Source organism: Streptomyces nogalater (genome assembly GCF_039532885.1).
GTDB lineage: Bacteria > Actinomycetota > Actinomycetes > Streptomycetales > Streptomycetaceae > Streptomyces > Streptomyces nogalater.
The window spans coordinates 20,294-33,092 of sequence record NZ_BAAASM010000028.1 but is presented as its reverse complement, the minus strand read 5'-3'; the positions used below and the strand labels follow the sequence as shown (position 1 = coordinate 33,092).

Genomic DNA, 12,799 nt, shown 5'->3' with positions numbered 1-12,799 from the left:
GCCGCCCGCCCCCAGCCGGGCGGCAGACACCGAGGATTGACGCAGGCATGACCGCACCGCTGCACGAGGCGCGCCCGCCGGGCACCGGGCGTGCCCTGCCGGACACCCAGCAGGGCATGCGCCGGCGCAATCTCGCCCGGGTGATGCACGCCGTCAGCGCGGAAGGGTCGCTGTCGCGGGCGGCGGTCGCCTCACGGATCGGTCTGACGCGGGCGGCGGTGTCGACGCTGGTGGACGAGCTGATCCGGTGGGGGCTGCTGGAGGAACTGGGTCCCGAACGGCCCGGCCGGGTGGGCCGGCCCGGGTCGGCGCTCGCGGTGAGCGGCCGGGGCCCGGCCGGGATCGGGGCCGAGATCGGCGTCGACCACCTCGCGGTGTGCGCGGTCGACCTGCGCGGCGAGGTGCGCGCGCGGGCAGTCCGGCGCGGCGGCAACCGGGGCCGGGCGCCCGAGCCGGTGATCGAGGAGCTGACGGCGCTGATCCACCGGGTGGTCGCGGAAGCCGAGCAGGCGGAGCTGTGGCCCGCCGGGCTCGCGGTCGCGGTGCCCGGACTGGTGGCCAGGGACGGACGGACGGTCGTACGCGCCCCGAACCTCGACTGGCACGACACCGACCTCGGCGCCCTGCTGCCCGGCGGCTGGCCGCTGTCCGTGGACAACGAGGCCAACTTCGGCGCCTTGGCCGAGCTGTGGCTCGGTGCCGGTACGCCGGGCGACTTCCTGCATGTGTCGGCCGAGATCGGTATCGGTGCCGCGGTCGTCGTGGACGGCCGGCTGCTGCGCGGGAAGCGGGGGTTCGCGGGTGAGCTGGGCCATGTGCCGGTACGGCCCGACGGTCCTCCCTGCCCGTGCGGCGGCCGGGGGTGTCTGGAGCAGTACGCGGGTGAGGAAGCGGTACGGCGCGCGGCCGGGCTGGAGCCCCGAGAGGATCTGGTGGGCCTGCTCGCGGAGCGCGCCGGGGCGGGTGACGGGGACGTACGGGCCGCTCTGCGGGACGCCGGTACGGCCCTCGGTATCGCCCTGACCGGGGCGGTGAACCTGCTCGACCCCGAGACGGTGGTCCTGGGCGGTGCCCTGGCGGGTCTCTCGCCCTGGCTGCTGCCGGCGCTGGAAACGGAACTCACGGGCCGTACGGCGGGCCCGGCCTGCCCCGTTACGGTGTCCCCGCTGGGTCCACAGGGCCCGCTGCTGGGCGCCGCGCACTCGGTCGTCCGCGCGGTGCTGGACGACCCGGCGGTGGTGGCGGAACGATCCTGACGCCGCTCGCGGTCCGGGACCGGCCACCGCTGCCGGGTGCCGGACCGGGTGTCGAGCGAGGCGCGGGGCATGGCAGCCCGAAGCGCCGCGCATCCCGTGCGTGCCGACGCGTGTTCCCTGCGGAGCGGGGACGCGTCCTGCCGCCGGGCGGGCCGTCGCCCGAAGCCGAAGTCTCCGCGGGGAGGCGCTGCCTGCTGTGCTTCCGCGGGAAGGCGCGGCATGCTCCCCGGCGCTTCTGCCGGAGGGCTGGCCGCTGTGCCGGCCAGGAGCCTGGCCGCTCGGCCCCCGGATACACCCGATCGAGTGACCGAGTTATCCACAGGCGGCGGGTTGTCCACCGAACGGTCGCGCACCCTTCTGCCCAACCACCCAGCGCCGTACCGTGATTCCACGCGAGGCCGGCCGACGGTTCGTCATATCCGTGCGGTGGCCGACGAGCGAGGACATGCTCAGGCGACGAAGGGCAGCCGGGACACGGATCGGGGGGACACATGCACGCGAAGACGGCTGGAGCGCTGCGGCGTGACGCGATCGGATTGCGCGACGTCCTGTTCCAGAGCGTCACGGCGATGGCGCCGGCCGCCGCGGTGGCCGCGTCGATCCCGTCCGGTGCCGCCTTCGCGGGCGGCAGTCTGCCGCTGTCGGTGCTGATCGCCCTCGTGGCCTGCCTGTTCACCGCCTCGTGCGTGGCCGAGCTGGCCCGGGAACTGCCCGCGGCGGGCTCGGTGGCGACCTACGCGGCGCGGGGCCTGCACCCGGCCGTAGGTTTCCTCGTCGGCTGGGCCTACGTCTTCGTGGAGATGCTGGTGCCACCGCTGCTGCTCCTGCAACTGGGCTTCACGGTGGCGGGTACGGTCCACGCGGAGTGGTCCTCCTACCCGGCGGACCTGTGGTGGCCGTGGGCGCTGGCCGGAGCCGTGGTGATCGCCTGCGCCGGCTATCTCGGAGTCCGCGCCTCCGCCCGCTTCGGCACCGTCCTCGGCGTCTTCGAGATCCTCGTCCTCCTGGTGTTCGCGGTCCTGCTCATCGGCGGGGCCGGAAGCGCCAACACCCTGTCCGTGTTCGGCGCTTCCCACAGCGCCGACGGGTACGCGGGCGTCTCCGGGGTGTTCGCCGGGTCGGTGTACACGGTGCTGGCGTTCGCCGGTTTCGAAGCGGCCGCGCCGCTCGCCGAGGAGACCCGCGACCCACGGCGGACGATGCACCGCGCGGTTCTCGGAGCGGCCCTGGGCATCGGTCTGTTCTATGTGCTCACGACCTACGCGATGACCGTCTACTTCGGCCCCGACCGCTCCGCGGCCTTCGGTGCCTCGGGCGAGGCCTCCTGGGAGGGCGTCGCCCGGACCTCGTTCGGCCTCTTCTGGGTGCTGGTGTTCCTCGCGGTGGTCAACTCAGCGATCGCGAACGCCAACGCCTGCGCGAACGTCTCCACCCGCACGGCCTTCGCCCTGGCCCGTATCCGGGTCCTGCCCGGTGTACTCGCGACCCTCCACCCCAGGCACCGCTCCCCCGTGGCCGGCATCGCCGTGCAGACCGTGGTGGCGGTCGGCGCGGTGCTGGGCCTCGGCTTCGCCTACGACCCGGTGACCGCGTACCTGTTGCTCGCCACGGTGATCGTCACGATCGTCACCGGTGTCTACATCGTCGTGAACCTCTCCTGTGCCGGCTATTTCCTGCGGTCCGGCCGCGCGTCCCTCAAGCCGGTACGGCATCTGTTGTACCCGGCACTGGGCAGCGCCGCGTTCATCCCGGCCCTGCTGACGGCCGCCGGCCTGCCGGTGTTCGACTTCGTCACGGAACTGACGGCGCCGGTGTCCTACGCCGGTCCGGTCGTCGGCGCCTGGCTCGCCGTGGGTGTGGTGGTGCTGCTCGTGCTGATACGACGGCACCCCGGACGGATAGCCGAGACCGCCCGGGTGCACCTCGACGACTACGACGCCGGTGCCGGACGGCGGGACGGGACGGGTGCCCGCCAACCACCGTCACAGCGGTGAACGGCCCCTCCGGGTCGGCCCGACACGATGATCACCCTCCAGACGGCCCTTCCGGGTCGATCCAACACCTTGATGACCTCCCAGAAGGAGCCATGCCTCGATGACCGACCCCCGGATCCTCACCGTGCGCCCGGAACCGGACCAGTACGCCTGGACCTTCGGCGGGGCGCCGCCCGTGGCCCGGATCGCACCGGGCACGGTTCTCGACCTGTATACCGAGGACTGTTTCGCCGGCCGGGTCCGCTCCGAGAAGGATCTCGTGTCCGAGGTGTGCGAGTTCCCCTACCTCAATCCCCAGACCGGCCCCTTCCACATCGAGGGAGCCGAACCCGGCGACACCGTGGCCGTGCATTTCGTCTCCATCGAACCGGCCCGCGACTGGGCGGCGTCCACGACAGTGCCGCTCTTCGGCGCGCTCACCGCCACGCACACCACGGCCACGCTGCAGCCGCCGCTGCCGGAACGGGTGTGGATCTGGCAGCTGGACCGGGCCCGCCGGACGGCCCTGTTCCAAGCGCAGGACAGCGACATCCGGGTGGAGCTGCCCTTGGACCCGATGCACGGCACGGTGGGCGTGGCACCCGCCAATCTGGAGGTCCGCTCGGCTCTTGTGCCCGACGCCCACGGCGGCAACATGGACACACCCGAGATGCGGGCCGGCGTCACCTGCTACCTGGGCGTCAATGTCGAGGGCGCCCTGCTCAGCCTGGGCGACGGGCATGCCCGGCAAGGGGAGGGCGAGACCTGCGGGGTGGCCGTGGAGTGCGCGATGAACACGGTGATGATCGTGGACCTGCTCAAGGGCGTCACCACACCGTGGCCCCGCCTGGAGTCGGACACGCACATCATCTCGACCGGTTCGGCCCGCCCGCTGGAGGACGCGTTCCGGATATCGCAGCTCGACCTGGTGCGGTGGCTGGTGCGCGACTACGGGTTCAGCGAGTTGGACGCGTACCAGTTCGCGACCCAGACGGTCGAATCGCCGCTGGCCAACGTGTGCGACACGAACTACACCTGCGTGGCCAAGCTCCGCAAGGAGTGGCTGCCCACGCGGGAGACGTACCACGGCGTGCACGCGCGGCTGCGGGAGACCGCGCGGGCCCTGCGCCACTGAAGCTGCCGCGTAGCCCGGCACCACCGGCCGCCTCCTACCGGACCGGCTCCTCCCGAAGGCATACCGAAAGGCTTCACCGAAAGGCATACCGCCATGGACATGGACCGAGCCCGACCCCGGCTCAGCCGACGACGGCTACTGAAAGGCGCGGCACTCGCCGCCGTCCCCTACGCGTCGCTCCCAGGTCCGCGTGCCGGTGCGCAGACCCGGTCCGCCGACTACCCGCCCGCCGAGTGGCGGCCGGCGAGTACCGCCAACTACACCGTGTCCGCCCGCCCCGGCGCATACGCCATCGACCGTGTGATCATCCATGTCACACAGGAGACGTACAGCGACACATTGGCGATCTTCGCCAACCCGCAGAAGAAAGTGTCCGCCCACTATGTGGTCCGCTCGGCGGACGGGCATGTCGCCCAGTGCGTCCGTGAAGCCGACATCGCCTGGCACGCGGGCAACTGGAGCTACAACACGCGCTCCGTCGGCATCGAGCACGAGGGCTGGGTGGACCGGCCCGAATACTTCACCGACGCGCTGTACCAGCAGTCGGCGAAACTGACGGCGGCGATCTGCGCCAAGTACGGCATCCCCCGGGACAGGGAACACATCATCGGCCACCATCAGGTGCCCGGCACCGACCACACCGACCCGGGGCCGGACTGGGACTGGGTGCGCTACATCAGACTGGTCAACTTCTCCTGACCCACCGCACCGCACGGCCCCCTCCACACCGCCGCACCACCTCGGTACCGCCCGCGTCATCACCGCATCGCCGCCGTATCACGCCGTATCACCGCCCGGGGAGGCCGAGTTGACCGATCCGTGGGTTGCCCTGAAGCCGGGGACCGACCCCGCCGAACGCGTCCGGGTGCTGCGCCGGGCGCACGAGACGTTCACCGCGGTCGGCACGGTGCCGCGCCTGGTGCGGTCGGTGGTGGCGGAGTCGTGGCGGCGCAGCGCGCGGGCCGGCGTAGGGCCGGACGGCACCGCCAGTGTGGAGCTGACCGGCGGTGAACTGGGCGCCTACCGCGCCGAACATCCGCTGGCCCGGGTGATGCCGCTGTTCCGGGAGCTGATGGGGACGTTCGCGGCCGACGGCGAGCATCTGCTGGCGGTGTGCGACGCGCAGGGCAGACTGCTGTGGGTGGAGGGGCATGCGGCGACCCGGCGCCGCGCGGACCGGATGAACTTCGTGCCCGGGGCCCGCTGGTCGGAGTGCGCGGTGGGCACCAACGCGCCGGGTACCGCGGTCGCCGTGGACCGGCCCGTGCAGGTGTTCGCCACCGAGCACTTCATACGACGGGTGCAGCCGTGGACCTGCGCCGCCGCCCCCGTGCACGACCCGCGCACGGGACGCATCCTCGGGGCCGTGGACATCACCGGCGGGGACGGGCTCGCCCATCCGCACAGTCTCGGCTTCGTGCGGGCGGTGGCACGCGCCGCCGAGGCACAGCTCGCCCTGCTCGCCCCGCCCAAGCCCGAGGAGGTGCCGCTGCTCAGCGCGCTCGGCCGGGACGAGGCCGAACTCACCCTGCGGGGGCGGCGGCTCAAGCTCAGCCGCCGGCACAGCGAAATCCTCGTCCTGCTGTCCCGGCATCCCGAGGGCCTGACCGGTGACCAGCTGCTGTGCGCGCTGTACGCGGAGGAGTCGGTGACCCCGGTGACGCTGCGCGCGGAACTGGCCCGGCTGCGCAGGCTGCTGGGTACGGGTCTGCTCGCCTCACGGCCGTACCGGCTGACGGCCGTGGTCGAGTCCGACGTCACCGTGGTGGAGCGGCGACTGGAGACGGGGGCGCTGACCGCGGCGGTGGAGGGGTATGCCGGGCCGCTGCTGCCGGGCTCGCAGGCACCGGCCGTGGTAACGCTGCGGGAACGGCTCGCCGGTGGGCTGCGCGCGGCACTGATCGCGCACGGCGACCCGGATCTGCTGGCGGGCTGGGCGCACGCGCCGTGGGGAGAGGAGGACCTGGAGGTGTGGCGGGCGCTCGCCGCGGTGCGCCCCACGGCGTCCGTGCGGGCCCGGCTCGCCGGGCTGGAGGCGGAACTGGCGGCGCCGGCCGGCTGGGCACCGGTACGCACCAGCGGTGCAACGTACTCGCAACGTCCGCTTGCCTAGCCTCGGGACGGGAGCTGCCCGACGGCGGGCAGCGCTGCACCGGGAGGCAGACCAGGATGACTCGTTACGCGGCACCGGGTACCGAGGGCGCGATCGTCTCCTACCAGGCGCGGTACGACCACTTCATCGGCGGTGCCTATGTTCCGCCGGCGCGCGGGCAGTACTTCGAGAATCCGTCGCCGGTCAACGGGCAGCCGTTCACGGAGGTCGCGCGCGGCACCGCGGAGGACGTCGAGCGGGCGCTGGACGCCGCGCACGAGGCGGCACCGGGGTGGGGCCGTACGTCGGTGGCGGAGCGCTCCGAAATCCTGCTGAAGATCGCTGAGCGGATGCAGGCGCACCTGGAGCCGCTGGCGGTGGCCGAGAGCTGGGAGAACGGCAAGCCGGTGCGGGAGACGCTGGCGGCTGACATCCCCCTGGCGATCGACCACTTCCGTTACTTCGCGGGGGCGATCCGGGCGCAGGAGGGTTCGCTGAGCGAGATCGACGACGACACGGTGGCGTACCACTTCCACGAGCCGCTCGGGGTCGTCGCGCAGATCATCCCGTGGAACTTCCCGATCCTGATGGCGACGTGGAAACTCGCCCCGGCGCTGGCCGCGGGGAACGCGGTGGTCCTCAAGCCGGCCGAGCAGACGCCTGCCTCGATCCACTACTGGCTGAGCCTGGTCGCGGACCTGCTCCCACCGGGCGTGGTGAACGTGGTGAACGGCTTCGGAGTGGAGGCGGGCAAACCGCTGGCATCGAGCCCGCGCGTGGCGAAGATCGCCTTCACCGGGGAGACCACCACGGGACGGTTGATCATGCAGTACGCCTCGGAGAACATCAAGCCGGTCACGCTGGAGCTGGGCGGGAAGTCGCCGAACATCTTCTTCGACGACGTGTGGGCGCACGACGACGACTTCCGCGACAAGGCGCTCGAAGGCTTCACGATGTTCGCGCTCAACCAGGGCGAGGTCTGCACCTGCCCGTCCCGGGCGTTGATCCAGCGCGGCCACTACACCGAGTTCCTGGAGGCGGCCGTAGAGCGCACCCGGCGCATCCAGCCGGGCCACCCGCTGGACACCGAAACGATGATCGGCGCGCAGGCCTCCAACGACCAGTTGGAGAAGATCCTCTCCTACCTGGACATCGGCCGCCAGGAGGGCGCCAAGATCCTCACCGGCGGGGAACGCGTGCGGTACGACGGCGAGCTGAAGGACGGTTACTACGTCCAGCCGACCATCTTCGAGGGCGACAACCGTATGCGGATCTTCCAGGAGGAGATCTTCGGCCCAGTCGTCTCCGTGACCTCCTTCGACGACTTCGACGACGCCATGAAAATCGCCAACGACACGCTGTACGGCCTGGGCGCGGGCGTATGGACCCGGGACATCAACACCGCCTACCGCGCGGGCCGCACCATCCAGGCGGGCCGCGTGTGGACCAACTGCTACCACGCCTACCCCGCACACGCGGCATTCGGCGGCTACAAGCAGTCCGGCATCGGCCGCGAGACCCACAAGATGATGCTGGAGCACTACCAGCAGACCAAGAACCTCCTGGTGTCGTACTCACCGAAGAGGCTGGGCTTCTTTTAGACGCACTGAGAAAGGCGCCTGACCAGGGAGAACGCCTGGTCAGGCGCTTCCTTCAGGCCATAGATAGACCACGAGTCGAAATCGTGCCCTGCTCCCGATTCATCCCACTGGTACCCCGCCTTTGACCAGCTGTTCCGGGGCATTTCCGGGCCAGGCCAGGTCTAACGCTCACGCTGCCCGGTGCTCGCTCTCATCCCACCGCCGCATCGAGTCTTCGATCAGACGGTTCGCGTGATCACGGGCCAGGGTGCGGGCCGCCGAGCGGGCACCCGCCCGGCAGAGCGCCTTGACCACGGCCAAGGTGGCCGCCTCACGCACGACAGGATGGCTGATCTCCTCCAGCAGCGCGGCGGCACGGGCGACGTCCCCCGTAGCTGCGGCGCCCGCCGCAAGGTAGCCGATGGCGTGGTCGTCTCCTTGCCAGTCGGTGATTTGCTCTGCTGCGGCCAGATCACCGGTGGCCACAAGCTTTTCCACGACACCGGTGAGGATATCGTCGACCCCGTCCTCCGGCAGGCCAGCCTCCAGATCGAGCACCGCGTCGATATCGCCCCCCGCGAGGAGCGCACCGGCAGCGGCGTACGTGTCCCAGCACCGTTGGTAGGGGCTGTCGGTGGTGTCCGCCAGGCCCAGGATCTCCTGAGCCACCTCTGCCGCTCTGCCCGGTTTTCCGGTACGGCCCAATGCCTCGGCCACCCGTCGCAGGCCCTCGGCGTGCTCGGCGCGATCTGCCAGGATTCGGCAATCGTGGAGTATCCCGTGGAGGAGCGCGTCACCTTCCTCGGGGCGGCCCGTGTGGTGCAAGCCCTCGGCTACCTTCGCGAGGTCTAGGACGCGTGCGTAGCTGTCGGACGCGTCGACGGCCTGTTCGGCGCGGTGGGTGAGGCGGGCTGCCTCGCCCCGCTGCCCGGACCGGTGAGCAGCGACGGCCAGGTCAATGAGGGTGTGCACTCTGGGCTCTCGTCCTCTCCGCCGAGCGGACGGCTGCGGCAGTCGGGCCATGCCCTGAACGCATGAACGGAAACTGCAGGTCAGATGTGCTTTTTCGATCCCGCACACGGGCCGTTCGGCATGCGGAGCGTCAAATGAGCGCCACGGCGGGAAGGCTCGGTCTCACAGGTCGGTCAGCACCTGTGAGGGCGGCGACCCTCGCCCCGTCCGAGCGATTCCGGGAAGGACGCATTGGCCGGTCTTTCGCGAATTCATCCTTTCCGTCCCGGCCAGACAGCGATTGAGAGGGCGGTTCGAGCAATTCTGGTAGGAGATAGGAGATCGGACGCGAAGCCCGGACCAGTGCCACGCTGCCCACCGGCAACGAGTCCGCTTGCCTCGGCGGAAGGCTGGCTGCCGGCGGCCGTTCTGCACGGCCGCGGGGCGCGAGGTGTACGACGGCGAAGCCGATCGCCAGTACCGCGAAGAACAGGCCGATGGTGACCGCGGTGCCCACCTCTGTGAGGGGGAAAGCGGTACACGCGGTCGTGCGCGGTCTTGGCGGCGGTTCAGGCGGTCGCAGTGATCGCTCGGGTGACGGCCGTGATCGCCGGGGCGGGGTGGCCGCCGAGGCGTGCCACGAGCACGCGGCGGATCTCGGGGGGTGCGCCGTCGACGCGCAGCAGGCTTACCCCCGGCGGCAGTAGCGGTGAGAGGGGGGTGGGCACTGTGGTCACGCCGAAGCCGCCGGCGACCAGCTGGAGCTTGGTCAGCCAGTCGCGCGCGGAGTGGATGATGCGCGGCCGTCCGGGCAGTCCGGGCCAGACGCCGAGCAGCGGCTCACCGCCTGATGAAGGGGTGGCGATCCAAGCGGCATCGACCAGCTCGTCGACGTGCACCGTGGTGCGCCCGGCGAAGTCTCCGGTCGAAGGCACCGCCACGACCAGTTCTGTGTCCGCGACGGTCTCGAGGTGCAGACGCGGCGAGTCGCCGTCGAAGGGCCGGTGGGGTGGGCGGGATGTCAGCACGGCGAGGTCGAGCGAGCCCGCGCGCAGCGCCCGGATCAGGGTGGGTGTGGTGCCCTCGCGGGTGGTGACCGTGATCTGCGGGTCGGCCGCCGCGAGGCGAGCGAGTGCGGCGGGCAGGATCGCCGAACCCGCGCTCAGGACGGCCCCGAGCCGCACCAGTTCGGTCCGTGGGACGGTCCCGGTGAGCTCATGCTCGGCCGCCGCGAGCGAGGCGAGGACCGTGTGGGCGTGCCGCAGCAGGGTCAAGCCGGCGGGAGTGAGCCGTACCCCGTCCGGGCGGCGTTCGAACAGGGTGGTACCGACGCTGCGTTCGAGGGTGGCGGCCTGGCGGGAGACGGCCGACTGCGTGTATCCGAGCCGGGCGGCTGCCGCGGTGAAGCTGCCGGACTCGGCGATCTGCCGCAGGACCCGCAGTCCCGTGCTGGAGATGTCCATGCGGGATACGCATACCACAGATGCCAGATCCTCGCTTCCTGCGCACCCGTCCCGCTTCTAGTGTCGATCTCAACGTACGGACAACACGGAGGTCATCACGTGCGAGCAGCAGTTCTGACGCGGTTCGGCGCCCCACTCGCGGTGCGGGAGGTACCGGACCCCGAGGCCGGGGGCGGTGAGGTGGTGGTCGAGGTCCTCGCCGCCAACGTGGCGCCCTACGCGGCCGACGTCTTCAGCGGCAAGCGGAAGTACCCCCTTGTCCCCCCTGTCGTACCCGGTGTCGGCGCGGTGGGGCGGATCCTCCACGTCGGCCCGGACGCCACCCGGCTGCAGGCCGGCGATCTGGTGTGGTGCGACTCGACGGTGCGCTCGCGGGACGATGCCCTGACGCCCGACATCACGCTCCAGGGCTGGAGTTCGCGTGGCCAGGGCGGTGCGCGGCTCGCCGAATACCTGCACGACGGCGCTTTCGCCGAGCTCATGCGGGTCCCGACGGAGAACGTCTTCCCGCTGCCCGCCGCGGCCGGGGAGGATCCGGCCCGCTGGGCCGCGCTCACCGTGCACACCATCTCCTACGGCGGGCTGCTGGCAGGCGGGCTCGCGGCCGGCGAGACCCTGCTCGTCAGCGGGGCCACCGGCAACCTCGGCAGCAGCGCGGTCGCGGTCGCGTTCGTGATGGGCGCGGGCCGCGTGGTCGCCCCCGGCCGCAACAAGTCCGCGCTCGACCTGCTCGCCGACCGGTTCGGCCCGCGTCTGCGCCCGGTCCCGCTGACCGGGGACGAGGCCACCGACCGCGCGGCGATGTCCGCGGCGGCCGACGGCCCCATCGACATGGTGATCGACCTGCTCCCGCCGGGCGCACCCAGCTCGGCCTCGCGTGCGGCGGCCATGACCGTGCGCGAGTACGGCCGCGTCGTCCTCATGGGCGGTGTCGGCATGCTCGGTGGCGACGACCTCGCACTCCCGTACCCGTGGATCATGCGCAACTCGGTCACCGTGCGCGGGCAGTGGATGTACCCGCGCCCAGCCAATGTCGGCATCATCCGGCTCCTCGCCTCGGGCACTGTGGATCTCACCCCCGAACGGGTACGGTCGTTCGGCCTCGATGCCGTCAATGACGCCATCACGTACGCCGCCGCGCACGGCGGCCCGTTCGACCGCACCAGCCTCACCCCGTCAGCCCGCTGACAAGACCCACTGATCCCCACCACCCGCACGACCGCCATTCTTACGAGCACAGGCGGCCATACTGCTGCTGTTTGACGTGAACGAAGCCAATCGGGGCTCGGCCGGTTATTGCTTCCTGGATCTCCCGCATCTCGTAGGCGCCCTGATGGCCGCTGACCGAACGGTGCCGGTCCTTCCACTCGGTGATCACCGGCTCGATGAGGTCCCACTGCTCTCTCAAGGCGGCTCGGACCATAAAGAACAGGCCGAGCACCGTCCTTCTTGCCGGCGGGGGGCCTGAACGGGGCACCTGGACCGGATCGGGGACTTGGTGGTCCCCACGCATGCGGAGGTTACCTCTGCCCGGCACACGCAGGTGTACCACCGGCAGACCAAGAGCCTCCTGGTGTCGTACTCACCGAAGAGGCTGGGCTTCTTTTAGACGCAATGAAAAGGGACCTGACCAGGGAAGGCCTGGTCAGGCGCTCGCCAAGTCCAACGCTCATGCTGCCGCGCCCTCGCCCTCATCCCACCGCCGCGTCGAGTCTTCGATCGGACGGTTCGCGTGATCATGTGCCTCTGCGAGGAACTTGACGCAGCAGCCGAAGTCGACCTCCGTCAGCCTGTGGCAGGAGCGGATCCTGCCCGTCGACGCCATCCGTTCCCTGCCCAAGGGCACCGCCCTGCTCTTCGCCACCGGCATGCGCGCCGCCATGCTCGACCTACGCCCCTGGTACGCCGAGCCCGGCGCCGGTGAACTGGCCGCCGCCTCCGCCCGCGCCTCCGAGGCCATCACCGCCCGCGCCGTCACCGAGCACACCCCCGCACAGGCCGACTACGGGCAGGCCGCATGAGCCCATCCCGGCTGCACCTGGTGCCGGTCCGCTTCCGTCAGGCCAAGGACTTCATGCGCGCCTGGCACCGCCACCACGCGCCCCCTGCCGGGCAGATCGTCGCCGTCGGCGCCGCCGACGACACCGGCACCCTGCGCGCCGTGGCGATCGTCGGTCGGCCCGTCGCCCGTCACCTTGACGTCGCTCGCAGTGCGAGTGACTTCCAAGGTGGTTCACGGCAACGACCACATCGCCCGGTTCCTGTGGGAGGCCCCGTGAACCGGTGCGCCCACCCCGCCCGAGTGATCCAAAGCTCGGTAGTTGTCACCGGCGAGGCCGGATGAGCCGG

At 71.2% G+C, this 12,799-nt stretch carries 11 protein-coding genes and 1 pseudogene; 9 read left to right on the top strand and 3 right to left on the bottom strand.

Going from position 1 to position 12,799, the window contains the following annotated elements; genetic code table 11:
* Positions 1-47: 47 nt before the first annotated feature.
* The 6 genes from ABD350_RS18970 (at position 48) to exaC (ending at position 8,057) form a co-directional block, all read left to right on the top strand.
* Entirely contained in the window at positions 48-1,256 is a 1,209-nt protein-coding gene (locus ABD350_RS18970; protein ID WP_344349338.1) for an ROK family protein, read from the top strand.
* Positions 1,257-1,747: 491 nt separating this feature from the next.
* Positions 1,748-3,250 (top strand): APC family permease, encoded by a 1,503-nt coding sequence (locus ABD350_RS18965; RefSeq protein WP_344349337.1) that lies wholly within the window; start codon positions 1,748-1,750, stop codon positions 3,248-3,250.
* Between the two features lie 100 nt (positions 3,251-3,350).
* Positions 3,351-4,364, top strand: a complete 1,014-nt coding sequence (locus tag ABD350_RS18960; protein ID WP_344349335.1) for an acetamidase/formamidase family protein — start codon at positions 3,351-3,353, stop codon at positions 4,362-4,364.
* 99 nt (positions 4,365-4,463) lie between these two features.
* Positions 4,464-5,063, top strand: coding sequence for an N-acetylmuramoyl-L-alanine amidase (locus ABD350_RS18955; RefSeq protein ID WP_344349334.1), 600 nt, complete (start codon positions 4,464-4,466; stop codon positions 5,061-5,063).
* Between the two features lie 109 nt (positions 5,064-5,172).
* The gene (locus ABD350_RS18950) at positions 5,173-6,477 is read left to right on the top strand and encodes a GAF domain-containing protein (RefSeq protein ID WP_344349333.1); all 1,305 of its coding nucleotides are present in this window, start codon (positions 5,173-5,175) and stop codon (positions 6,475-6,477) included.
* Positions 6,478-6,533: 56 nt separating this feature from the next.
* A complete protein-coding gene (gene exaC, locus ABD350_RS18945; RefSeq protein WP_344349332.1) occupies positions 6,534-8,057 on the top strand; it encodes an acetaldehyde dehydrogenase ExaC in 1,524 nt (507 codons plus the stop codon).
* A gap of 168 nt (positions 8,058-8,225) precedes the next feature.
* Here the strand turns inward: exaC and ABD350_RS18940 are convergent, their stop codons facing one another.
* Both ABD350_RS18940 and ABD350_RS18935 read right to left on the bottom strand, forming a co-directional pair.
* Positions 8,226-9,008: a hypothetical protein gene (locus tag ABD350_RS18940; protein ID WP_344349331.1), complete on the bottom strand. Its 783-nt coding sequence runs from the start codon at positions 9,006-9,008 to the stop codon at positions 8,226-8,228.
* A gap of 548 nt (positions 9,009-9,556) precedes the next feature.
* Positions 9,557-10,450 carry a LysR family transcriptional regulator gene (locus tag ABD350_RS18935; protein WP_344349329.1) on the bottom strand — a complete coding sequence of 298 codons (894 nt, stop codon included), beginning with the start codon at positions 10,448-10,450 and terminating at the stop codon, positions 9,557-9,559.
* A gap of 99 nt (positions 10,451-10,549) precedes the next feature.
* Between ABD350_RS18935 and ABD350_RS18930 the strand changes: the two genes are divergently transcribed.
* On the top strand, positions 10,550-11,638 hold the full coding sequence (locus tag ABD350_RS18930; protein WP_344349328.1) for an alcohol dehydrogenase catalytic domain-containing protein: 1,089 nt from the start codon (positions 10,550-10,552) through the stop codon (positions 11,636-11,638).
* A 40-nt stretch (positions 11,639-11,678) separates the two neighbouring features.
* Here ABD350_RS18930 and ABD350_RS18925 read toward each other — a convergent pair whose 3' ends face one another.
* The gene (locus tag ABD350_RS18925) at positions 11,679-11,891 is read right to left on the bottom strand and encodes a hypothetical protein (protein ID WP_344349448.1); all 213 of its coding nucleotides are present in this window, start codon (positions 11,889-11,891) and stop codon (positions 11,679-11,681) included.
* A 328-nt stretch (positions 11,892-12,219) separates the two neighbouring features.
* On the opposite strand from ABD350_RS18925, the pseudogene ABD350_RS18920 reads away from it, so the two are divergent.
* Positions 12,220-12,471 (top strand): annotated as a pseudogene (locus ABD350_RS18920) (hypothetical protein); the annotation flags it as partial.
* Positions 12,468-12,794 carry an XF1762 family protein gene (locus ABD350_RS18915; protein ID WP_344349327.1) on the top strand — a complete coding sequence of 109 codons (327 nt, stop codon included), beginning with the start codon at positions 12,468-12,470 and terminating at the stop codon, positions 12,792-12,794. The pseudogene ABD350_RS18920 and the gene ABD350_RS18915, both read left to right, overlap by 4 nt.
* Positions 12,795-12,799 lie beyond the last annotated feature (5 nt).